This window comes from Actinoallomurus rhizosphaericola (genome assembly GCF_024055675.1).
Taxonomy (GTDB): domain Bacteria; phylum Actinomycetota; class Actinomycetes; order Streptosporangiales; family Streptosporangiaceae; genus Actinoallomurus; species Actinoallomurus soli.
Genome location: NZ_JAMXMW010000021.1, coordinates 51110 through 72852, shown reverse-complemented (window position 1 = coordinate 72852; position 21743 = coordinate 51110). Strand labels below are relative to the sequence as shown.

The following is a 21743-nucleotide window of genomic DNA, read 5'->3' as shown; positions in this document are numbered from 1 at the left end:
TCAGGACCGCATCGCGGACGCCACCTGCGCCGGTGTGGGGGCGGGGAGGACCTTGGGGAGGGTCTCCCTCAGACCCAGGCGGGTGGCGTCGCGGAGGTCGAGGCGGCCGTCCGTGGCGCGGAAGCCGTACCACTGGAAGGTGTCGACGGCCTGCCGGCCCCGCAGGGCCCAGCGGAACGCGTCGACGGCCTGGGCGCGCAGCGGGTCGGTGCTCACCGCGACGAACGGGTGGTCGAGCAGGAGGGTGCCCTCCTCGGGGACGATGACCGACGCCGGGTTCGGCCGGTGGGCGTCGTTGTAGGCGACGACCGACTGTTCGGACGCGGCGACGAGAGGGCGGCGGAGGTCCTGCAGCCCCGCGAAGGAGGCGTAGAGCCGGGCGGGGTCCGGAGCATGCGGCGCCGTGACGTGGCCGATGGTCGCGCGGACGGCCAGCGCCACCGCGGCGCCGGCGGCGTCGCGTGCCGGGTCGAGGACGCGCACCGACGCGTGCAGCGGGGCGTTCTCGAGCAGGCGCCAACTGGCGGCGATCCCGTCGTCCCGCAGCTCGGCGGCGACGGCGCGCGGTGCGGCGATCACTACGGGGGACGCGGCGAGGGGCGAGCCGAAACCGACCGTCCGCGCACCGGCGGCCCGCGCGCGGTCGAGCCACATCGAGGAGTCGGGCACCCAGGCGTCCACGTCGGACCGGTCGCCCTTCGCCAGGGCCCGGGCGACCGTTCCCGGGTCCCGTGCCTCGACCTCGATCTGGGCGCACCGTCCCCCGATCTCGTGCGGCTGCACGTTGAACCGGGCGGCGATCGCGGCGAGCGCGGGGGTGATGTCCGGGGCCGCCACCACCCCGACCGGCAGGGCCCTGCCGTGGCAGGCCTGCGGACGGTCGCGCAGGAGGTACCACCCGGCGGACAGGCCGGCGAGCAGGAGCACGGCGCCGACGACCAGCAGCCGGATGCGCGGATCCCTCCTGGTCGCGGCCATGATCCGGAGAATAGCGCGCCGACCGGCCCGCTCTCCCCGCCCTCTACCAGACCGCCGGGGGCGGCCGCTCCCGTCTCAACGGAGATCAGAGCTTTTTAGGACTACGGGGCTAATTGGGGTCTCAATGTTGGGTCTTTTGGATCTCGCCGTATACGGAGGCCGCGGACTAGCTTCGTTCCCGTCATCCCGCCCGTGACCGCACGCCGACACGGCGTGCCCGGACCGGCGGTAGAGACGATCACGAAGAGAATCCCCCATGAAGAAGCTTCTGGCCGCGGGCGTGGCGGCCGCCGCGCTGACGATCACCGGGATCGGCACGGCCCCCGTCGCGTCGGCGAAGACCTCCCACTCGGACGTGTCGGCCGCGTCCTGCGTGTACCGGCTCAAGGCCCGGTACAACGTCAAGATCCGCAAGTCCAAGAAGATCAGCGCGACCGCTCTCGGCGTCCTGCCCCACGGCAAGCCCGTCTGCTCGGACAAGTACGAGCTGGGCGGCAAGTACACCTACAAGGGATCCTGCAAGGACAGGTACGGCTGGAAGAACCACTGGGACCACATCACCTACAAGCCCAAGGGTCACGCCAAGATCGTGGGCTGGGTGCCCAGCACCTGCCTCACCTGGGCCTGAGCGCCATGAAGCGACTTCTGGCCGCGGGCGTGGCCGCCGCCGCGCTGACGATCACCGGGATCGGTACGGCCCCCGTCGCGTCGGCGAAGACCTCCCACTCGGACGTGTCGGCCGCGTCCTGCCCGACGTACTGGCTCAAGGCCCTGGACAACGTCAAGATCCGCAAGTCCAAGAAGATCAAGGCGACCGCCCTCGGCGTCCTGCCGAAAGGCAAGCGCGTCTGCTGGGACGAGTCCGAGACGGGCGGCACTTACCACTTCAAGGGCGCCTGTAGGACCGGCTACGGGTCGAACAACTGGTGGTACCGCATCGCCTACAAGCCCAAGAACCACGCCAAGATCGTGGGCTGGGTTCCCAGGGACTGCATGGACTGGTACTGAGCGCCCATTCCGTAGGTGCCTCCGGAGGTGACCGCCTCCGGAGGCACCGCCTGGTCCGGGATCGATGTCAGCCGACGATCGGGAGGAAGTGGCCGACCCCGTCCGTCCGCAGGGCCGCCGCGCGGCGTTCCTCCGGGACCGGGCCGTACAGGGTCGTCCGCTGCCGCGCCGGGCGCCCGGCCTTCGCTGCCAGCTCCTCCAGCGCCGACATCGTCTTGAACGAGCCGTTGTCCGACCCGGCCATCCGGCTGATCGTCTCCTCCATGAGCGTGCCGCCGAGGTCGTTCACGCCGCCCCGCAGGACCTGCGCGCACAACTCGTCCTGGAGCTTGACCCACGAGCACTGGATGTTGGGGATCGCCCCGTGCAGGAGGATGCGGGCCAGCGCGTGGACGGCGCGGTTCTCCCGGGCGGTCGGGCCGGTCCGCGCCAGGCCGGCGAGGTAGATCGGCGCGTTCTGGTGCACGAACGGCAGCAGCACGAACTCGGTGAAGCCGCCGGTGCGCTCCTGGATCGAGCGGAGCAGCCTCAGGTGCGCGACCCAGTGCGCGGGCGTGTCCACGTGGCCGTACATCATCGTGGACGTCGTCGGCAGGCCGATCTCGTGGGCGGTGGTGACGACCTCGATCCACGCCGAGGTCGGCAGCTTGCCCTTCGTGAGCACCCAGCGCACGTCGTCGTCGAGGATCTCGGCGGCCGTACCGGGCAGTGAGTCCACGCCCGCCGCCTTCGCCTCGAGCAGGAAGTCGCGGACCGACAGGTTCGTCCGGGCGGCGCCGTTGACGACCTCCATCGGGCTGAAGGCGTGCATGTGGATCTCCGGCGCCCGCCGCTTCACCTCGCGGGCGAGGTCGAAGTAGGCGGTTCCCGGCAGGTCGGGGTGGATGCCGCCCTGCATGCACACCTCGGTCGCCCCGGCCGCCCAGGCCTCGTCGACCCGCTGCCCGACCTGCTCGATCGACAGCGTGTACGCGTCGGCGTCCGTACGGCGCTGGGCGAACGCGCAGAACCGGCAGCCGGTGTAGCAGACGTTCGTGAAGTTGATGTTCCGGGTGACGACGTACGTCACCTCGTCGCCGATGGCGTCGCGGCGCAGGTCGTCCGCCAGCCGGGTCAGGGCCTCCAGCTCGGGGCCGTCGGCGTGCAGCAGGGCGAGGGCGTCCTCGTCGGACAGCCCGGCCGGGTCGCGCTCGGCGTTCCGGAGCGCCGCCGCCACGTCGGCGTCGAAACGCTCCGCCGGGCGGATCCGCGTGCCCACCTCGGACCAGTCGCCGTACACCTCGTCGAAGTCGTCCCGGCGGTCCTTCGTCCGGCCCTCAGAGTCGATCGCCACGTGCAGGTCGGTCCGCCCCGCCTCGCCCCAGCTGCCGTCCGGCTCCTGCCAGGGCAGGCCGGCCGGCGTGACGTCCTCGCGGGCCAGGCCGTCCGGGCCGGCCAGCGCGGCCACGTGGGCGGCGAGGCGCGGGTCGAGCCAGGACTCGCCGCGCCGGACGTACTCGGGGTAGATCGTGAGGCGCTCGCGCAGCGTGAAGCCGCTGTCGGCGGTGCGGGCGGCCAGCTCGTCGATGTGCGGCCACGGCCGCTCGGGGTTGACGTGGTCGGGGGTCAGCGGCGAGACGCCGCCCCAGTCGTCGATGCCCGCCCGCAGCATCAGGGCGTACTCGGAGTCAACGAGGTTCGGCGGGGCCTGCACCCGCGCCTTGGGCCCCAGGACGACGCGCGTCACGGCGATCGTGGCGGCCAGCTCCTCCAGCTCCGCGTCGGGCGTGGCGCGCATCTTGGTGTCCGGCTTGGCGCGGAAGTTCTGGACGATGACCTCCTGGATCCCGCCGTACTCCCGCATGACCTTGCGGATGGCGAAGATCGACTCGGCGCGGTCGCGGATCGTCTCGCCGATGCCGATGAGGATCCCGGTCGTGAACGGGACGTTCGAGCGGCCGGCGTCCTCCAGCACCCGCAGGCGCACGGCCGGGTCCTTGTCCGGGGACCCGAAGTGCGCGCCGCCCCTCTCCTCGAACAGCCGGCGCGACGTCGTCTCCAGCATCATGCCCATCGACGGCGCGACCGGCCGCAGCCGCTGCAGGTCCCGCCAGCTCATCACGCCGGGGTTGAGGTGGGGCAGCAGCCCGGTCTCCTCCAGCACGCGGATCGCCATCGCGCGCACGTACGAAAGCGTGTCGTCGTAGCCGTGGGCGTGCAGCCACTCGCCCGCCTGCTTCCAGCGGTCCTCCGGCCGGTCGCCGAGGGTGAACAGCGCCTCCTTGCAACCGAGCGCGGCGCCCTGCCGGGCGATCTCAAGAACTTCGTCCGGGCTCAGGTAGGGCGCGTCCAGACGTCCGGGGACCGTGGCGAACGTGCAGTAGCCGCACCGGTCACGGCACAGGCGCGTGAGGGGGATGAAGACCTTCCGGCTGTAGGTGATCACGCCGGGCCGTCCGGCGGCCTCGAGCCCCGCGTCACGGACGCGGGCGGCGTACGTCAGGAGCGTCTCCAGGTCCTCGCCGCGAGCGTGCAACAGCACCTCGGCCTCGGACACGTCGATCGACTTGCCGTCGCGCGCGCGGGCGAGCGCACGGCGGACGGCGGTGGGTGAGGGTGCCGGGGCGACCAGATCACTCATGCTGGAAACCTACGCCCGCGCCGTATCCGGTCTTCCCACTGCCCCCTGATGCCAGTGCGTATCCAAGTGAGAACGCACCAACCCTGGCCTGCGGGCCGACGCTCACGACCAGCGTCCGGTCAGCCGCTCCCTATCCGTACCGGACGGCTCAGGCCACGCGTTGGTCAAGCGTGCTTTTCGATCTCTTCGAAGATATCGATATCGGTCTGTTGCTGCCATCCCGGAAGCACGTCCCAATCCGCGACGTAGGATGGCTTCGGGTCGGGAATGTGCTTGTAGATCTGAGCGATCCAACACAGCGCGACGAAGCGACCCTTTTGTTCTCGGGTGAGTTTGTCGGTCGCCCCGCCGGACACCGCGACGAAATCGGCCACTTGCCGGTAGACCGCACTTGCGGCTTGGCGTTCCCATTCGGGAGTCTCGTCCCACGGCGCGACGTAGCCGGGCTTGGGGTCACCTGGATAGTGCTTGCGCACTCCGGCGATCCATGCTTCCCGGAAGATACGGCCGTCTTCGCTTTGCCGGGTGTCCAGCTGTTCCTGCATATCGTCTCCTCAGAGTTCGGCGATTCGTTCGCTGAGTTGAGCCGCCCGGCTGTTGGACGCCAACGGGGCAAGCTGGGTACGCAAATCTTGGAGCTTGCGCCCGATGTACCCCGACGAGCCGGTCTGTTCTGCTAGTTCGACCGCTTGCCCACCGTAATCCAGGACCCGGTCCAGGTCCCTGGCCTGCATACCCAGGGCGGCAAGGTCGGTCAGGATGCTTCCGCGCCGACGCGGCGATGTGGCCGTGTCGAGAGCCTTGATCAGCGCTTCGGAGGCCAAGTCGGCCCGCCCAAGAGCGGCGTAACACGTGCCGCGCTCCTCGGCCAATCGTGAGTCGTCAAAGCGGAGCCAGCCACCTGGCATCGCACGCCCGGTCAGCGCCTTCACCTGCTCGGCTTCGTCGAGGGCACGTTGGCACGCGTCAAGGTCCCCCAGCCCGGCATACGCCTCAGCCTGCACCGCGGCAACCCAATGCCGGGTAGACAATTGCCGGTCACCACGTCGGGCGAGCCTGGCGGCCCCCTCCAAGATCGGCGTCACATCCTCGAATCGGCGTTCGTACATGCCGAGATAGGCGTGTCGGGTCAAGGCGCACGCCCACAGGTCGAACGCCTCAGCCTCTTTACTGGCATCGGCCGCGAGTTTGTAACAGTGCGCCGCGTCGGTATACCGGTCGGAGTCAAAGAAGATCTCTCCGGCCAGTTGGAGGAGATCCCCGGTAGCGGCACAGAGTCGCTTGTGCGCGGCGGACGAGTGCGCCCGGTCGAGGCTTCCGGTCAGCAAGCCCAGTTGTTGCCGTACGACCGGGTACACGGTCCGCTTGGACTCCGACAGGGCATACACCTGCCATAGGTGGGAGTTCAGCTGCTCGTACTGGCCGATCTGTTCGGAGTCATCGAGAGATCCATCGGTGACGAGATCAGGCACCGCGACCAGCGTTCCCGCGATGCTCAGCAGACGAAGCAACCCGCGGCGGTTCATGTCCTCCAGTCCATCAGAGTCGACATCGGGTGTAACCACTGTGGCAGCGATAACGCGGCCCTGGAGCACCCGTCTCTGAGCGGGCGGCGCGTGGACCTGCATCCATGCCGCGTCAATCATCAGTAATTCGTCCAGTTCCTCCCGGCTAACTTGGAGGAGCTCGCAGAGCTTGAATCGGTGGTATAGCTGCGGGTCACATTGCCCGCGTTCCCATCGGGCGACGGTGGACCGGTCGGCCCCGAGCGCGGCGGCAAGCGACTCCTGAGTGAAGCCGCACGTTCTTCGGCGTTCGGCCAGCCGGGGCCGTCGTCCTGTCGTCATCGAGAGTCCTCCAGGCGATGAAACCGACTCGCCATCGTCGGGTTTGCCAACGTCAGCGTAAGGCGTGAATCGGCGATGCAGCGCGAATGCAGCAGAGATGCCCCACGGTTGCACCAGCACCGCGCCACGGATGCTCTGGGGTGAAGGCGTTCGCTCGGCTTTCCTGGGAGAGAACCGAGCAACCAGCCATGAGCCGAGCTTGGATCCATCCCAATACGCAGAGTGATTCCACCATCACGGATCTCACTCGATGACCCCCGACGGGGAGTGATTCCCTGTGCCACTAGAGCCAGCGGTCACCGACCGCACGTCCCCCACACCTCGCCGCCCTGCGTGGCGTGCCCTGCGCGCCCGGCCCAGCGAGGTGGCCCGGGCACGGTCTTTCGCCTCGTCCGAGGTGTTCGGTCTGCCGTTCGACGCCTACGAGATCGGGCTGATCACCAGCGAGATCGTCACCAACGCGGTCAACGCCGCCCGCGCGCTGTGCGAATGGCCGGACCACATGTCGCCGATCATCATCCGCATGGTCGTCACCGATCGGTATGTGCACCTGGCCGTCACCGACCCCGACCACCGGCCCATCGCCGGCCTGGACCAGGGCGGCCAACTCGCCGAGTACGGCCGCGGCCTATCGATCGTCGACCAGTTGGCCGCCGCGCGCTGGGTGACGTATGACGAGCAGTCCAAGATCGTGCACGTCGTCGTAGCCGCGGACAAGGTCATCCTGACCGACACCGAACTCATGCGGATCGGGGTGCCGGCGTGAGCGGCGAACAGATCTCCTGCCAGGTCACCCGGGCCCCCTACGTCCCCGGCTTTTGCAGCGCCCGACGCATCGAGTTCGGCGCCCTCTCGGCGGCCACAGAACGCCGCGAGCCGGGCCCGTAGCGCAGGACCCACAGCCGCGGCCGACCGTGGCTCTGGCGCTTACTCAGGCCACGGTTCTCGTAAGAGGCACACGCGAAGGGAGGTGTCATGGTCACGCTGACGCTCGACCCCATCGGGGACCTGTTCACCGATACGCCGGAGTGGGAGGTTCCCCCGGTCGAGGACCGCTTCGCCTACAAGAAGAAGGCGGGCTCCTCGGACAGCTACAACACCAAGGACGAGATCGAGACCTGACCGTCGACGCGTGAGAGTCGACACGTTGGCCGGCGGCCTTCGTGCCGCCGGCCTTCCACTCCGAACGGGAGCTGGCATGCTGAAGCTGAAAATCTCGATCGACGATACGAACGGGCCGTGGACGTGGGACGGCCGCCGGTGGACGCACGGGCGGTCCTGGATCGAGCCGTACGCCCATCCGGCCTTGGAGCGCCTGCACGCATACGGCCGGTTCTGCATCCGCGAACGCATGGCCTGCCGCGACGGGCAGCCGGCCGACTTCCTCGACATCCGGATCGACGCCGGGCGGGTCCGGATCACCGCCGGGCTGCGGGGCGTCGCGCCGCTGTATGTCGCCGAGCAGGCCGGGGTCCTTCACGGCTCCTGGGATCTGTTCGACCTCCGGCCTCACATCGACCCGGGGAAGCTACTCGACCGTGAAGTGGCCCGGCTGCTGGCGTTCCGCGTCCGGTACGGACACGACACCGTGTTCGCCGGCGTCTACCGGATCAGCGAACGGTCCACCGCCGTCTACGACCGCAATGGCCTCACCCTGCACTACCCCGAGCCCGCGCTGCACTCGCGGTCCCGGCAGTTACGCCCCGACGTCGACGATGCCGCGGTGATCGACGCGTACGAGCAGTTGCTCGCTGGGGCCGTCGCCGGGCATCGCTACGATCCGGCGAGCTCCTGCGTCGAGCTGTCCGGCGGCATGGACTCCGCGAACGTCGCAGCAACGCTCGGTGCCCTCCACCCGGCACAGGTGAGCGCGGGAGCGTTGATCATCCTCGGTGACGCCGGACGGCAACAGATCCGTCGCCGTGACGCGTTCATCGACCTGCTGCAACTCGGTGCGGACACCCAGGTCACCCTCGGCGGGCGGCTGCCGTTCTGCCCCGGCGGCCGACGCGGCCCCTACGATGACGCCTACGCCGAAGCCAAGAACATCCTGCTCGCTCGGCTGGCCGGCCAGGGTGTCCGGACGGTGTTCACCGGCATCGGCGGGGATGAGATGGTCGCGGTGACGTCGCGAGAGTGGCCACACCCGCCCTACGGCACCGAGTTGGAGACCAAATCCTGGATCGGTGACCGGGTCGTGGACGGGCTGAAGGAGGCCGAGGACAACGTCGCTCCCGCAGCGGTCATCAACGAGATGACGTTGTCCGCGCAGGCGTGCGCGGCGCCGGCGTTCCTGCGCGCCGGGATGTGGCCCGTTCATCCGCTCGCCGATCCGCGGCTGATCACCTTCGGCGAATGGCTGCCCCTGGGGTGGAGACGTCACAAACGTCTCCACCGCGAACGGCTGGAACACCGCGGCTGCCACGGCGAACTGATCCACCCGCCACTGGTGGAGAACTTCGCGCCGGTGATGCGTGAAGGCCTTCGCCGCCACGGCGTCGCGCACATCAATGTCATGCTCGGCGGAGGTTCACCGCTGATCGACGGCGGTTACGTCGCAGCGGATGGCCTGGCCGACGCCCGCGACCGCATCGCCCGTGGCCAGTTCCTCGATCGGGACGCGGAGCTGTATATGGTGCTGGCCCTAGATCTGACCCTGCGATCGTTCAGCTGACCGGCGCGCCGGTCAGCACGGGCAGGTCGGGCTGCAGCTCGGCACGCCGAGCCAGCCCGACCACCGTTACACCGCCACGTTCCTGCTCCCGCACGATCTGCCAGCCCTGCACCTGCGTGTAGTAGCGGACCAGACCCGGCTCGATCGTGCCGCGCCGCACCCATTCCCGGCCGCTGCGGGCCGCGTGGTCCAGGACCCAGCGGAGCATCAGGTGCCCGAAGCCCTGGCCGGCGAACGCCGGATCGGTGACCGTCGAAGCGACGAAGTATGCCGTCTCGGCGCACTCCTCAGGCGTCCAGAACCACGCGGGGGACTCCTCATACAGGCACGTCGCCCCGGCCACCTGACCGTCGCGGGTCAGGACCCACATCGGACAGTCGGCGTCGGCGGCCTGGCGGCCGTACTCGGGTGCGAACTCCCGCCATCCCTGCCCGTGCAGTCCGCGAGCCTCCAGCCAGTCCGCCCGCGCCTGCGTCATCGCTACGATCGGCTCGCTGTCCTCGGCGGTCGCCGGGCGCATCACCAGCATCCTCCGACCCTATGCAATCCGGCCCGTCGACGCCGCGACAACCCATCGGATCGGTCGCGCCCCGGACATGACGAAGCGCCCCCGCCCTCCCCGCAGACCGGACTGGTGCGGAGCGGTTCCCGTGATCAGAAGTGGCGGTAGTCGCGGACGGGCATGCGCGGGCCCCGGCGCGGCGGGGACGCGCCGGACAGCTCCAGCAGGCGGGTCACGCGGTACCGGTGGCCGGCATACGGCGTGAGCAGCTCCAGCATGCCCGCGTCGTCGACCTTGCGGCCGCTCAGCGCCCAGCCGACCATGCCGGGGATGTGGTAGTCACCGACCGAGACCGCGTCGGCGTCGCCGAGGGCGCGCTGGCGCACCTCCGCCGACGTCCACACGCCGACCCCGGTGAGTGAGCGGAGACGCCGGTCCAGCTCCAGCGTGTCGTCGCCCTCCAGCCGGCTCGCGACCCGCGCGGCGCCGATGATCGTACGGGCTCGTACCGCCTCGATGCCCGACTTGTGCCACTCCCAGGAGGGGATCACGACCCAGGCGCGGGGCGGGGGCGGCGCCCACAGGTCCAGCGGGCCGGGCGCGGGCTCGCCGAACCGGCGCACCAGGTAGCGCCAGGCCCGCCACGCCTCCTTGCCGACCACCTTCTGCTCCAGGACCGCCGGGACGAGCGCCTCGAAGACGTTGCCGGTCCGGCCGATGCGGAAGTGCCGCAGGCGCAGCGCCGCGCGGCGCAGGACCTCGTGCTCCGGCCGGAACGACGCCGGGTCGTCGGCCGCGCCGAGCAGGTCGGGCACGCCGTCGAGCAGCCGGGCCGCGCCCGGTCCCCACGCCTCGGCCTCGATCGCGTCGCCGCGGGCGAGGAGCCGCAGCGTGCCCGGCCCGTCCGGGGTCGTGGACGCCCGCCACACCGCCCCGTCCGGCGTCACCGCGAAGGCGGGGTCACCGGTGCCCCGGCGGTGCGGCGCCAGCGTCAGCCGTACGTCGACCGGCCAGGGCGGCCGCCACGTCCGGGTCTGGGAGGCCTCGCGGGTGAGCATGCCGGGCCTCACACGTCGGAGGAGAACCGCACGGCCGTCTCCGGCAGCTGCACGCCCGGCCACAGGCGCAGCCCGTCCCGCAGCTCGTTGCCCGGGCCGACCATCGCGCCGTCGCCGATCACGGCGTCCGACACGACCGCGCCCGCGCAGATCCGCGCGCCCCGGCCGAGCACCGAACGCGACACCCGCGCCCCGCGCTCGACGACGGCGCCGTCGAACAGCACACTGGACTCCACGGTCGCGCCCGACTCGACCACGGCCCCGGCGCCGACGGTCGTGCCGCCGGAGACCGCGGCCTCCGGGGCGACCACCGAGCCGTTGAGGAACAGCACGCCCCCGCCCGGCCGCACGGCGGGCGACTCCATCCGGCCCAGCACCAGGTCGCACGAGCCCTGCACGAACGCGGCCGGCGTGCCGACGTCCAGCCAGTACGCGCCCTCGACGTACCCCATGATCGTCTCACCGGAGGCGAGCAGCTGCGGGAACGTCTCGTACTCCACCGACACCACGCGGCCGGTGGGGATCGCGTCGATCGCCGAGCGGCGGAAGACGTAACAGCCGGCGTTCACCTGGTTGGTCGGCGGCTTCGGGGACTTCTCCACGAACTCGATGACCTTGCCCTCGGAGGTCGTCGGCACCGCGCCGTAGCGCCGGGCGTCGTCGACCAGGGTCAGGTGCATCGTGACGGCCGCGTCGGACTTCTCGTGCATGGCGACCTGGGACACGAGGTCGTGGCCGGAGAGGATGTCGCCGTTCAGCACGACGACCGGGCTGTCGTCCTCACAGGTCAGCTCCGCGGCGGCGTTCCGGATCGCGCCGGCCGTGCCCAGCGGCTCGTCCTCGGTGACGTAGACCAGCTCCAGCCCGAACCGCGACCCGTCGCCGAACGCCTCGGTGAACATCGCGGCGCGGTACGACGTGGCGAACACGACGCGGCGGATGCCCGCCGCGCTCGCCTTGCGCAGCTGGTGCTCCAGCAGTGGCACCCCGGCCGTCGGCAGCAGTGGCTTCGGCGTCGAGATCGTCAGCGGCCGAAGCCGCGTGCCCTTACCTCCGACCAGCAGGATCGCTTCCAGGGTGCCCCTCCCTCATCGGTACCGGCCGAACACCTTACTGTTCGACGGCGCGCTGGTACGCCGCCAGATGGGCCTCGGCGGATGCAGCCCAGGTGAATTCTCGGGAACGCGCGTGCGCGGCCTCGGCGAGCCGCCTTCGCTGCTCCGGGTCGTCGATCAGCGCGCGCAGCGCCGCCGCGATGTCCTCCACGCCGGGCTCGGTGTAGGCGACCGCGTCACCGCCCACCTCCGGGAGCGAGGCGCGGTGGGTGGTCAGCACCGTGGCGCCGCAGGCCATCGCCTCCAGGACCGGCAGGCCGAACCCCTCCCCCCGGCTGGGCAGGGCCACGGCCAGCGACCCGGCGAAGAAGCCCGGCAGCGACGGCCACGGCAGGTATCCCGGCCGGATGACCTTCAGGTGGGAGGGGACGTCGGCCAGCGCGGCGTCCAGCTCGTCGTCCCAGCCTCCGCTGCCGGCCAGGATCAGCGCGGGCGGGCTCTCCAGGCCCTCCGCCGCGCGGACCCAGCCGCGGATGAGGTTCGGGACGTTCTTGCGCGGCTCCAGCGCGCCGAGGAACGCGATGTAGGGCCGCCCGTGCAGGCCGAGCCGCTCGGAGACCCGCCGCCGCTCCTCCGCGGTGGGCGGATGGAAGATCGTGTGATCGACGCCGTGGTAGGCGACGTCGATGCGGGTCGGGTCGGCGCCGAGCAGCCGGACGAGGTCGTCGCGGGTCGCCTTCGACGGGACGATCACCCGGGTCGCGCGCCGCACCGCGGTGCGCGTCGCCGACCTGATGAAGGTCGTCCTGACCGGGTTGTGCGCCTCCGGGTCGGTGAAGTACGCCATGTCGTGGACCGTGGCGACGGTCGGCAGGCCCGGGCGCAGCGGGATCGAGTAGTACGGCGCGTGGATGAGGTGCGCGCCGACCTGCTGGGCGACGAGCGGCAGGCCCGACTGCTCCCAGGCCAGGCGCGCCTGGCGGTGCGCGATGGAGGTCGGTCCGGCGACGACCCGCGCCTTCGGCGCGAGCTTGCCGTACCGCTCCTCGTCCGACCGCTGGCAGACGACGGCCAGATCGGCGTCCGCGCGGTGCAGCGCGCCGATCAGCCCGTCGACGTAGCGGCCGAGCGCGCCGCGGTCGGCGGATATGGCGGTCGCGTCGACAAGCACACGAGGCACCACGGTGTCAGTCGCCCCCTCCGTTCGGTGCCGATGTGGTCGGGATCACTCCCCGATCGGAAGCCTACGCCGATCGATCGCCGACAGGGGGACGTCACCCTTTCTTGCGCGCCTTGATCAGGACGATGCTGCCGCGGTCGTTCGGGCTGCGCCGGTCGGCCAGCGCGACCAGCGGCGTGAGCGGCGCCGCGGCGTTGAACCCGACCCGGCCGCCGTACGCCGACAGGGAGAGGTAGAGACGCTCGGTCGTCTTGCTGCGGAACTGGTAGGAATACTCGGCGAGCTCCATGCCGCGCTCGGCCAGCAGACCGCCGAGGCTCTCATGCGTGTAGGTGTGCTGCACGTGGTACTTCTCGCAGTGCGCCGCGCGAAGCTTCGGCCACTGGCGCGACCGGCTCAGCACGTCGGCGGACATGAAGAGCTCGCCGCCCGGCTTGAGGATCCGCGCCATCTCGTCCAGCGCCGTGCCGCCGTCGTCGAAGTGCTCGATCGCGCATACCGACAGGACGGCGTCGAAGCTGTCGTCGGCGAACGGCAGCTTGAGCGCGTCGCACTCGATCAGGGCCGGCGGGTGCTTCAGCGTCCGGCCGTAGAGCATCTTGCCGCGCGCGAGGTCGATCGAGACGGCGTGCGCGCCGCGCTTGCGGGCCTGCCCGGCCCAGTAGCCGTCGCCGCCCGCCACGTCGAGCACCCGTTTGCCGCGCAGGTCGTCGCCCATCCAGCGCAGGAGGGTCCCGGCCTCGCGGAAGCGGCACACGTGCACCTGATGGCCGACGAAGGCCTTCGCGTCATTGAGTTTCATCGCGTCCCTACTGTACGGCCCCGGCGGAGCGCGTACCCGCTGATCACCGAGTGTTCACCGGCGCGTACCGACTAGTCTGGCGGGGTGATCTCCCGCCTGCGAGCGAGCCGCCTGGCGCGCGTCGCCCTGGTCGCCGTCGCGCTCGTCTTCTGCGGTTATGGGCTGTTCGCCCGCTGGGACGACACGCGCGACGCCCTGACCCGGCTGTCCTGGCCGTACGCCGGCGCCGCGCTGGTGGCGGGCCTGGTCGCCCTGGGCGCGTGGATGCTCGCCTGGCGCCGTCTGCTGGCCGGCCTGGGCTCCCCGCTGCCGCTGCGAGCCGCGGTGCGGGTCTACTTCGTCTCCCAGCTCGGCAAGTACATCCCGGGCTCGGTGTGGGCGCTGGTGGCCCAGATGGAGCTGGCCAAGGAGCACCGGGTGCCGCGGGATCGCGGCGCGAGCGCCGGCGTCCTGTCGATGGTGACCACGATCGCCACGGGCTGCGCGGTGGCCGCGGTGACGCTGCCGCTGACCTCGCCGGACGCCACGCGCCGCTACTGGTGGCTGCTCATCCTGGCGCCGATCTTCCTCGCGATGCTGCACCCGCGGATGCTGGCGTTCGCGCTGAACCGCGCGCTCCGGCTCGTCCGGCGCCCGCCGCTGGCCCGTACCGCCGGGCTCGGCACGATGGTCCAGGCGGTGGCCTGGACGGCGGTGGGGTGGTTGCTGTTCGGCGCGCACACCTGGCTGCTCGTGCGCGCGTCCGGTGGGCACGGCTTCTTCCTGGCCACCGGGGCGTACGCCCTGGCCTTCACGGCCGGTTTCATCATCGTGATCGCGCCCGGCGGGGTGGGCGTGCGGGAGGCCGCGCTCACCGTGACACTCGGGCCGGTGCTGCCGGCGGCGGGCGCGCCGCTGGTCGTCGCGCTCGCCTCCCGCGTCGTGCTGACCGTCGCCGACCTCGCGTGGGCGGGCGCCGCCGTGCTCCTCGGCACCCGGCACCCCGTCCTCGTCGAGGACGAGGCCGAACCGGTCGGCCGGCCCGTCGACTAGTCTCCCCAGGCTGTCCGTCGACTAGTCTCTCCGGGCTGGAATATCGCCGGGGCCGCCGGCCTTGAGATGCGTGTTGCCCGACGCCGCCTCCTGCGGCGCACCGGAAGGAGAGATAATGGCTCCCGTGGCCGCCGAACCCATCACCGTGACCGACGCGACGTTCGACCAGGAGGTCCTGGCCAGCGAGACGCCCGTGCTGGTGGACTTCTGGGCGTCGTGGTGCGGGCCGTGCCGCATGATCGCGCCGGTCCTGGACGAGATCGCCGCCGAGTACGCCGGCAAGCTCAAGATCGCCAAGCTCGACTACGACGCGAACCAGGCGACCCCGGCCAAGTACAACGTGCTCGGCCTGCCGACCCTCCTGCTCTTCAAGGGCGGCGAGGTCGTCGAGCAGATCACCGGCGCCAAGCCGAAGCGCGCGCTCCTCAAGTCGATCACGCCCCACATCGCCTGATCACGCCGCGCTTCGGCCGATCGGCCGGAACTAGACCGTACGCGCCTCGCCGTCGGCCCCGCTCGGCACGAGCGGGCCGGCCGTGAGGAGCTGCTCGAGGTAGGCGGTCCAGTGCGGCTCGGAGTCGACGGGCCGCACCCCCGCCCGCAGCCGCGCCGGCTCGCCCGGCGCGTAGAACCGGCGCAGCGCCTCGGTGAGCGAGTCGACGTCGCCGGGCTCGCACAGGACGCCGTCGACGCCCTCACGGACGTGGTCGGCGAGCGTGCCCGCGCGCGTGGCGATGACCGGGATGCCGTGCTCGTAGGCCATGAAGACGTTCTGCGAGGCCGTCGCCGTCCGGTACGGCAGGACCAGCGCGTCCGCGCGGGCGAACAGCTCGGGCACCTCGGCGGCCGGTACGTAGCCGGGCCGCACCTCCACCCGCTCCTCCAGCCCGAGCGAGGAGATCAGCGCGCGGGTCTCGTCCGCGCCGCCCCAGAACTCCCCCGCCACCGTCAGCGCGACGTCGTCCACCCGCGCGAGCGCGCGCAGCAGCACGTCCAGGCCCTTGTACGGCCGGACCATGCCGAAGAACAGCAGGCGGTTCCACGGGCCCTCCGGCGCGCCCGTGCGCGCTCCGCCGGCCCGGCCGGGCGTCGGCAGATGCGCGGGCAGCACGGCCGTGCGGACCGTCGTCCCCGGTGCCAGGTCGCGGGCGAGCTGCGCCTGCTGGGCGGAGTGCACCAGGGCGCCGTCGGCGCCCTTCAGCAGCCGGCGCATCAGCGGCACGTCGTACGGCTTGCGCTCGTGCGGCAGGACGTTGTGGCACAGTGCGACGACCCGCGGCCCCCGGTCGTTCCGGCTACCCAGGCCGAACAGCATGCCGAGGTAGGCCGGGACCTGCACGGGCGAGAGCACGACGAGGACGACCAGGTCCTGGGCGCGCAGGCGGCGGCCCGTCCGCAGCCAGCCGTCCGGGCGATACCAGGCCAGCGCGTGCCGGGTGCCGGGGAACGGCTCGCCCTCCGGAGTGGCGATCGTCTGCTCACCGGGGTACAGGAAGGACGGGTACTGCGCCTTCCACGACTCCAGGGTCACGTCGTGCCCGGCGGCGGCCAGCCGGTGCGCCAGCTCGGTCGTGTGGTGGGCGCCGCCGCCCTTGTAGGGGAACGCGGGCCCGACGATGGCGATTCTCACGTGTCTCCCCGCGATCGCACGATCAGGTCGGCCAGCAACGCCATCGACGCGATGATCAGGCCGGTCACGAAGATCAGCACCGTGTTGATCGCGAAGCGCAGGGGGTGCAGGACCATGTCGAGGATGCCCTTGGCCACGCCGAGCCCCAGCAGCCACAGCGCGAGCGGCATCAGGACCTTCAGCGGGTTGAAGTACATCACCATCCGCAGCACCTGCAGGATGTAGCGGTACGCGTCGTGCACGAAGTGGAACTTCGAGCTGCCGGCCCGCTTGAAATAGTCGATCGGCACGTAGCGGATGTCGTGCTGGTTCGACATGAACGCCAAGGTGATCGTCGTGACGCAGGAGAAGCCGGGCGGCAGGAGCTTCAGGTAGGGCTCGGCGACGTCCTTGCGGAAGGCGCGCATCCCGGAGTTCAGGTCGGGGATCTTCTGCCCGGCGAGCCGCTCGGCCACCTTGCGGATGAACCACTTGGCCGGCACCCGCAGGACCTTGTGGGTGCCCTCCTCACTCGTGCGGGCGCCCACCACCTGGTCGACGGTCGGATCCTCGTCGAGGATGTCGACGAGCTCGGGGATCCGCTCGTTCGGGTAGGTCATGTCGGCGTCGGTCCAGACGACGATGTCCCCGCGGGCCTGCTGGGAGCCGATCCGCCGGACGGTGCCCGAGCCGCCGTTGCGGTGGAACGGCACGATCTGCATGTTCGGGAACTGCGGGGCCGCCGCCTCGAGCCGGGCGAGTGTCTCATCGGTCGAGCAGTCGTCGACGGCAAGCAACTCGTAAGTGTGCCCGCTGGCGTCCATCGCCTTGCAGATCCGCTCGACCTCGTCGATGACGTGGTCCTGCTCGTTGTAGCACGGCAGGACGATCGTCACGTGGGGCGTGGTAGTCACGCCCGGCGAGGATAGTCGCCCACTCCGGTGCACGGTTCCAAGCGTACGCAACGTTCACCGTCCGTACACGGGAACGCTCATCCAGACGTTGATCGTCAGCGACCACGTGGTCCGGGGCGCCGAGACCAGGGTGCTCGCGTCGCGGCGGGTGTGGATATGGAAGACCCGCCGGGCCTGGCCGTACGGCGCCACGTCGACGGAGTCGGCGCCGAGCAGCACCGGACGGCGGCCGGCCGCGGCGACCTTCTGGACCACGCGCCGGACGTCGTTCTCCGTCGGGTTCTTGAACCCGGCGGCGATGCGCACACGCGCGGTGGGCGTGCCGCACATCCCGCGGATGAGCTGGGCGAACCGGTCACCGGTCACGCGTTCGACGAAGAGCACCGAGGCGTTCGGGCCGATGGCCCGGCACATCGCCTGCGCCTGGGACACCTCGCGCTCCTCGGTCCGCATGACGGACATCGGCGCCGAGGCCCACGCGGTCGGCGCCAGGATCAGCAGCGCGCCGGTGACGGCCACGACGGCCGCGACCCGCCGCCGGTCCGGGAGGAACCGCCGGGCCTGGCGCGCCAGCCAGGCGGCGGCCCACAGCGCGAACAGCAGCAGGCCCGGGATCACCATGCCGATGAGCCGCCGGCTCGCCCAGGGATGGTCGGGCGTGATGCCGGGCCGCCACAGGGTCGCCACGGTCGTCCAGACGATCAGGGCGTACGGCAGGAGCCAGGCGGTGCGGCGCCGCAGCAGCAGGTCGCGCAGGACGAGCGCGGCGCCGACGGCGGCCAGCAAGACGGCCGGGATCCCGATGTACCACGCCACCCAGTGCAGGCTCAGCTCCGAGTACTGGCGGTTCGGGTCGAGCGGGAGGTTCTGGGACCTCTGCAGGGCGGCGATGAAGGAGGCGTTCACCCGGTCGTCGGGATTGTTCGGCACACGGCGCACGGTCTGGAACATCGGGCGCGCGGCGAAGAACGCCAGCATCGCGAAGGTCGCCGGGAGTGCCAGGTCCGGCAGCCGGAACCGGGTGAGGTCCGGCAGTCCCCAGCGGCGGACCGCCAGGCCGACGACCGCGGTGGCGGCGACCACCGCGACCGCGATGTACAGGAGCGGGTGCAGCGACGCGCTGAGGTAGTGCAGGTACGGCCGGGACATCACGACGGCCTCGAGCAGTCCCGCGCCGACGCCCGCCGTGAGCCCCGCCGCCAGCGGGAGGCCGACGCGCCGCCGCAGCGCCAGCAGCAGGCCGGCGAACGCGACCACCGGCAGCACGTCGCGGATCCCGTCGATGCGCACGAGGATCGTCAGGCCCAGCGCCAGGCCGCCGAGCAGCGCCGGCAGGCGACGGCCCGAGCGGACCGCGTCGAGGACCAGGGCCACGCCGCCGAACATGAGGATCAGCGCGCCGGTCTCGCTGTAGATCGACCGGGAGATCATCATCATCGGCCAGGTCAGCCCGAGCGCGAGCGCTGCGACAGGCGCCCAGCGCGGGCCGATCAGCCGTCCGGCGACGCCCGCGAACGAGATGAGGGCCAGCGCGCCGATCAGCGGCATCATGGCCAGCGTCGCGTACGGGCCGCCGATCCAGGCGCCCGGTGTGACGGTCAGCGGCATCCCGGCCATGAACTGCGGGACCAGCACGCCGCCGCGCTGGTAGAACGCCGGGCTGCCGTACGTCAGCGCGCCGTCCCCGCCGCCGAACGCCCACCGCATCTGCGGGATCGGCAGCGAGCCGTGGTGCGCCAGCCAGGTCGCGAAGTTGAAGTACGACGCCGGGTCGCGGCGCACGACGATCTGCTGGGAGCACATCACGAGCTGGAACGCGCCGAACGCCGCCGCGACGACGAGGAGCCAGATCAGCGGCCAGTGGGAGGACCCGCCCTCCCGGCGGCCCTCGGGCCGCCGGCCGGAGGGCCGTACCGCCCGCAGGCCGAACCTCAGCGCGAGCGCCGCGACCGGCACGTACAGCGGGATCGCCGCCCACGGGCGGAAGATCCCCGCCATCAGCAGCGGCAGCGCGACCACCAGCCAGGCGGCCAGGAGCAGGGCCGGGGCGACCGTCACGCGGGCGAGGAGGAGGTCTGCCCGGTTCGCCCCGAGTTCTCCGTCTATGTCGTCGTCCATCGAGTCCGGAGAGTAACGGCCGCGGGAGCCTGACGGCCTGGTGGCCGTAATCTTCACTTTCATGTCACATCCCGTTGAGCTCCTGCGCGGGGCCCTGGCCGCCGACCCGTCCCGTCCGCTCGTCACCTTCTACGACGACGCCACCGGTGAGCGTGTCGAGCTGTCGGTGAAGACGTTCGACAACTGGGTGGCCAAGACCGCGAACCTCTTGGTCGACGGGCTCGGTGCGGTACCGTCCGGACGGGTGGCCCTCGCCCTTCCGGGGCACTGGCAGACCGCCGTCTGGCTGTTCGCATGCTGGTCGGCCGGGCTGACGGCGGTGCCGGTGGGCGACGGCGCCATCCCGGGCGATGCCGACATCGTAGCGGCGGGGCCCGCTCGCCTGGCCGAAGCGACCGCGTCGGCCGCCGAGGTCGTTGGATTGTCCCTGCACGCGCTCGGCGCGCCGCTGGCGGACTGCCCGCCCGGCGTGACGGACTACGCGGTGGAGGTGCGCGCGTACGGCGACCGGTTCTCCGGTGGCCCGCTCGACGCCGGTGCCCCGGCGGTGGAGCTGGCCGGGCGGACCCTGACGGGGAGGGAACTCCTCGCCGAGGCCCGCGCGTTGGGCACGCCGGAGGGTGCCCGGGTGCTCACCACTGTGGGCTTCGACACACCTGAGGGTCTCCTGAGAGGTCTACTCGGACCCTTGACCTCCGGTGGATCGGTAATAATCTGCCAAAACCTCGACAAGTCAGGTTTGGAGCGCAGAATCTCCGTAGAACATGTGACATCCGTGATCTGACCGGATCAGCCGTTCCATACCTTATGCCTAGCCGATGGGGCCGATGATCAGCGACTACGACTACCTGGACCAGGACTACCCGTCCGGCCCGCCGCCGAAGCGGGGGGTCTGGTGGCGCGTCATCGGCTGGGCGTCCATCGCCATGGCGGTGGTGCTCGTCGGAACGAGCCTCACCGCCTACGCGGCGTACCGCAAGCTCGAGGGCAACATCAAGCACGAGGACGTCACCGCCCAGCTGGGGTCCAAGCGCCCGCCCAAGCTCAACAACGCGCTGAACGTCCTGCTCATCGGCTCGGACCAGCGGAACGGCGCGAACGCCAAGTACGGCAGGGACGTCGGCGAGCGCTCCGACACCATGATCCTGCTGCACCTGTCCCCGGGCGGGAAGAAGGCCGTCGGCATCAGCTTCCCCCGCGACTCGATGGTGCCGATCCCCTCCTGCAAGACGAGCAGCGGCCACACCATTCCGGCGCAGAGCGTCGCAATGATCAACTCGTCGTTCAACAACGGCGGCGCCGCCTGCACGATCCGGACGATCGAGTCGCTGACGAAGATCCGCATCGACCACTTCGTCAAGGTCGACTTCTCCGGCTTCAAGCGGGTCGTGGACGCCCTTGGCGGCGTCGAGATCTGCCTCCCCCAGCGCGTCGCCGACAAGAGCAGCAAGCTGTACCTGTCCGCCGGGCGGCACATCGTCAAGGGCGAGCAGGCGCTGGCCTACGTCCGCATGCGCCACGGCCTCGGAGACGGCTCCGACCTCGGCCGCATCAAGCGCCAGCAGAAGTTCCTCGGCGCGGTCGTGAAGAAGGCGACGAGCAACGGCACGCTGACCAACCCGTCGAAGCTGCTCGGCTTCCTCGACGCCGCCACCAAGTCGGTCACCACCGACAACGACTTCACCGTCGACGAGATGAAGAAGGTCGCCGGCAGCGTGCAGGGCATGTCGGCCGGCAAGGTGCAGTTCATCACCGTGCCGTGGACGGCGTACGCGCCGGACCCCAACCGCATCGCCTGGAAGGAGCCGGACGCGGACAACCTGTTCGCCGCGATCCGCAACGACAACCAGGTGCAGGCCCCCGCCAAGGTCAAGAAGGTGAACCTCCAGCCGGCGCAGGTGAAGGTCGAGGTCCTCAACGGCACCGCGACCCCGGGCCTCGCGGGACGGGCCGGGGACCAGCTCAAGGCGCGCGGCTACCAGGTCGTCAAGGTCGGCACCCTGACCGGGCCCAAGCCGGCCAAGACCGAGGTGCGCTACGGCGCCGGCGCCGACCAGCAGGCCGCCGCCCTGGCCCAGGTCGTCCCGAACGCCCAGCCGGTCGCCGGGCAGGACACCCCGGCCGGCACCGTCGACCTCGTCCTGGGCCCCGACTGGGAGGGTCTCAAGACCTCACAGTCGACCTCGATCCCCACCTCGACCGCCGCCGGAGCGGTCAACGCCGCCGCGGACGTCTGCTCGGACAAGTCCTAGCCGGTAGTAACTGAAAGGTTCCTCAGAGCACGGCCGTTGCCCTGCATGTGCCTCCGACTGTCGGTATGGTCGTTTCCCGACCCCTGGTTTCCGG

At 71.0% G+C, this 21743-nt stretch carries 21 protein-coding genes; 9 read left to right on the top strand and 12 right to left on the bottom strand.

What is annotated here, in order from left to right:
- Nucleotides 1–978, bottom strand: coding sequence for a substrate-binding domain-containing protein (locus NE234_RS35620; RefSeq protein ID WP_252785343.1), 978 nt, complete (start codon nt 976–978; stop codon nt 1–3).
- 256 nt (nt 979–1234) lie between these two features.
- On the opposite strand from NE234_RS35620, the gene NE234_RS35615 reads away from it, so the two are divergent.
- Both NE234_RS35615 and NE234_RS35610 read left to right on the top strand, forming a co-directional pair.
- Nucleotides 1235–1606, top strand: coding sequence for a hypothetical protein (locus NE234_RS35615; protein WP_252785342.1), 372 nt, complete (start codon nt 1235–1237; stop codon nt 1604–1606).
- 5 nt (nt 1607–1611) lie between these two features.
- Nucleotides 1612–1986 (top strand): hypothetical protein, encoded by a 375-nt coding sequence (locus NE234_RS35610; protein WP_252785341.1) that lies wholly within the window; start codon nt 1612–1614, stop codon nt 1984–1986.
- Between the two features lie 67 nt (nt 1987–2053).
- Here NE234_RS35610 and NE234_RS35605 read toward each other — a convergent pair whose 3' ends face one another.
- The 3 genes from NE234_RS35605 to NE234_RS35595 form a co-directional block, all read right to left on the bottom strand.
- On the bottom strand, nt 2054–4606 hold the full coding sequence (locus NE234_RS35605; protein ID WP_252785340.1) for a bifunctional FO biosynthesis protein CofGH: 2553 nt from the start codon (nt 4604–4606) through the stop codon (nt 2054–2056).
- A 164-nt stretch (nt 4607–4770) separates the two neighbouring features.
- Nucleotides 4771–5151 (bottom strand): hypothetical protein, encoded by a 381-nt coding sequence (locus tag NE234_RS35600; RefSeq protein WP_252785339.1) that lies wholly within the window; start codon nt 5149–5151, stop codon nt 4771–4773.
- A gap of 9 nt (nt 5152–5160) precedes the next feature.
- A complete protein-coding gene (locus tag NE234_RS35595; RefSeq protein WP_252785338.1) occupies nt 5161–6453 on the bottom strand; it encodes a helix-turn-helix transcriptional regulator in 1293 nt (430 codons plus the stop codon).
- 277 nt (nt 6454–6730) lie between these two features.
- Between NE234_RS35595 and NE234_RS35590 the strand changes: the two genes are divergently transcribed.
- The 3 genes from NE234_RS35590 to NE234_RS35580 all read left to right on the top strand — a co-directional run bounded on the left by NE234_RS35590 (nt 6731) and on the right by NE234_RS35580 (nt 9127).
- Complete coding sequence (locus NE234_RS35590; protein WP_252785337.1) at nt 6731–7219, top strand: ATP-binding protein; 489 nt, start codon at nt 6731–6733, stop codon at nt 7217–7219.
- Between the two features lie 209 nt (nt 7220–7428).
- Entirely contained in the window at nt 7429–7575 is a 147-nt protein-coding gene (locus tag NE234_RS35585) for a hypothetical protein (protein ID WP_252785336.1), read from the top strand.
- 76 nt (nt 7576–7651) lie between these two features.
- Nucleotides 7652–9127, top strand: a complete 1476-nt coding sequence (locus NE234_RS35580) for an asparagine synthetase B family protein (protein WP_252785335.1) — start codon at nt 7652–7654, stop codon at nt 9125–9127.
- Here NE234_RS35580 and NE234_RS35575 read toward each other — a convergent pair.
- The 5 genes from NE234_RS35575 to NE234_RS35555 all read right to left on the bottom strand — a co-directional run bounded on the left by NE234_RS35575 (nt 9120) and on the right by NE234_RS35555 (nt 13724).
- A complete protein-coding gene (locus NE234_RS35575) occupies nt 9120–9656 on the bottom strand; it encodes a GNAT family N-acetyltransferase (RefSeq protein WP_252785334.1) in 537 nt (178 codons plus the stop codon). The genes NE234_RS35580 and NE234_RS35575 overlap by 8 nt on opposite strands.
- Nucleotides 9657–9781: 125 nt before the next feature.
- A complete protein-coding gene (locus tag NE234_RS35570; protein ID WP_252785333.1) occupies nt 9782–10687 on the bottom strand; it encodes a DNA-3-methyladenine glycosylase family protein in 906 nt (301 codons plus the stop codon).
- 8 nt (nt 10688–10695) lie between these two features.
- Nucleotides 10696–11748: a mannose-1-phosphate guanylyltransferase gene (locus NE234_RS35565; protein ID WP_256529988.1), complete on the bottom strand. Its 1053-nt coding sequence runs from the start codon at nt 11746–11748 to the stop codon at nt 10696–10698.
- Between the two features lie 49 nt (nt 11749–11797).
- Nucleotides 11798–12913: a glycosyltransferase family 4 protein gene (locus NE234_RS45610; protein ID WP_252785332.1), complete on the bottom strand. Its 1116-nt coding sequence runs from the start codon at nt 12911–12913 to the stop codon at nt 11798–11800.
- Between the two features lie 103 nt (nt 12914–13016).
- Nucleotides 13017–13724: a class I SAM-dependent methyltransferase gene (locus tag NE234_RS35555; RefSeq protein WP_252785331.1), complete on the bottom strand. Its 708-nt coding sequence runs from the start codon at nt 13722–13724 to the stop codon at nt 13017–13019.
- Nucleotides 13725–13808: 84 nt separating this feature from the next.
- Between NE234_RS35555 and NE234_RS35550 the strand changes: the two genes are divergently transcribed.
- Nucleotides 13809–14756, top strand: coding sequence for a lysylphosphatidylglycerol synthase transmembrane domain-containing protein (locus NE234_RS35550; RefSeq protein WP_252785330.1), 948 nt, complete (start codon nt 13809–13811; stop codon nt 14754–14756).
- A gap of 115 nt (nt 14757–14871) precedes the next feature.
- Entirely contained in the window at nt 14872–15210 is a 339-nt protein-coding gene (trxA, locus tag NE234_RS35545; protein ID WP_252785329.1) for a thioredoxin, read from the top strand.
- Nucleotides 15211–15240: 30 nt separating this feature from the next.
- On the opposite strand, the gene NE234_RS35540 is transcribed toward trxA, so the two are convergent.
- From NE234_RS35540 to NE234_RS35530, 3 genes are read right to left on the bottom strand one after another with little or no spacing between them, the layout of a single operon-like run.
- Nucleotides 15241–16386 carry a glycosyltransferase family 4 protein gene (locus NE234_RS35540; protein WP_252785328.1) on the bottom strand — a complete coding sequence of 382 codons (1146 nt, stop codon included), beginning with the start codon at nt 16384–16386 and terminating at the stop codon, nt 15241–15243.
- A complete protein-coding gene (locus NE234_RS35535) occupies nt 16383–17279 on the bottom strand; it encodes a glycosyltransferase family 2 protein (protein WP_252785327.1) in 897 nt (298 codons plus the stop codon). Before NE234_RS35535 ends, NE234_RS35540 begins: the two co-directional genes overlap by 4 nt.
- 54 nt (nt 17280–17333) lie before the next feature.
- Nucleotides 17334–19397, bottom strand: coding sequence for a hypothetical protein (locus tag NE234_RS35530; protein WP_252785326.1), 2064 nt, complete (start codon nt 19395–19397; stop codon nt 17334–17336).
- Nucleotides 19398–19458: 61 nt separating this feature from the next.
- On the opposite strand from NE234_RS35530, the gene NE234_RS35525 reads away from it, so the two are divergent.
- Both NE234_RS35525 and NE234_RS35520 read left to right on the top strand, forming a co-directional pair.
- Complete coding sequence (locus NE234_RS35525; protein ID WP_252785325.1) at nt 19459–20181, top strand: TIGR03089 family protein; 723 nt, start codon at nt 19459–19461, stop codon at nt 20179–20181.
- A gap of 34 nt (nt 20182–20215) precedes the next feature.
- Nucleotides 20216–21649, top strand: coding sequence for an LCP family protein (locus NE234_RS35520; RefSeq protein ID WP_252785324.1), 1434 nt, complete (start codon nt 20216–20218; stop codon nt 21647–21649).
- The last annotated feature ends 94 nt before the right edge of the window (nt 21650–21743 follow it).

Bases quoted from the DNA above. Each gene is read 5' to 3' on its own strand.
- NE234_RS35595 (WP_252785338.1), bottom strand. From the start codon at position 6,453: ATGACGACAGGACGACGGCCCCGGCTGGCCGAACGCCGAAGAACGTGC.
- trxA (WP_252785329.1), top strand. From the start codon at position 14,872: ATGGCTCCCGTGGCCGCCGAACCCATCACCGTGACCGACGCGACGTTC.
- NE234_RS35600 (WP_252785339.1), bottom strand. From the start codon at position 5,151: ATGCAGGAACAGCTGGACACCCGGCAAAGCGAAGACGGCCGTATCTTC.
- NE234_RS35620 (WP_252785343.1), bottom strand. From the start codon at position 978: ATGGCCGCGACCAGGAGGGATCCGCGCATCCGGCTGCTGGTCGTCGGC.
- NE234_RS35555 (WP_252785331.1), bottom strand. From the start codon at position 13,724: ATGAAACTCAATGACGCGAAGGCCTTCGTCGGCCATCAGGTGCACGTG.
- NE234_RS35585 (WP_252785336.1), top strand. From the start codon at position 7,429: ATGGTCACGCTGACGCTCGACCCCATCGGGGACCTGTTCACCGATACG.
- NE234_RS35580 (WP_252785335.1), top strand. From the start codon at position 7,652: ATGCTGAAGCTGAAAATCTCGATCGACGATACGAACGGGCCGTGGACG.
- NE234_RS35575 (WP_252785334.1), bottom strand. From the start codon at position 9,656: ATGCTGGTGATGCGCCCGGCGACCGCCGAGGACAGCGAGCCGATCGTA.
- NE234_RS35605 (WP_252785340.1), bottom strand. From the start codon at position 4,606: ATGAGTGATCTGGTCGCCCCGGCACCCTCACCCACCGCCGTCCGCCGT.
- NE234_RS35525 (WP_252785325.1), top strand. From the start codon at position 19,459: ATGTCACATCCCGTTGAGCTCCTGCGCGGGGCCCTGGCCGCCGACCCG.
- NE234_RS35530 (WP_252785326.1), bottom strand. From the start codon at position 19,397: ATGGACGACGACATAGACGGAGAACTCGGGGCGAACCGGGCAGACCTC.
- NE234_RS35520 (WP_252785324.1), top strand. From the start codon at position 20,216: ATGGGGCCGATGATCAGCGACTACGACTACCTGGACCAGGACTACCCG.
- NE234_RS35610 (WP_252785341.1), top strand. From the start codon at position 1,612: ATGAAGCGACTTCTGGCCGCGGGCGTGGCCGCCGCCGCGCTGACGATC.
- NE234_RS35615 (WP_252785342.1), top strand. From the start codon at position 1,235: ATGAAGAAGCTTCTGGCCGCGGGCGTGGCGGCCGCCGCGCTGACGATC.
- NE234_RS35570 (WP_252785333.1), bottom strand. From the start codon at position 10,687: ATGCTCACCCGCGAGGCCTCCCAGACCCGGACGTGGCGGCCGCCCTGG.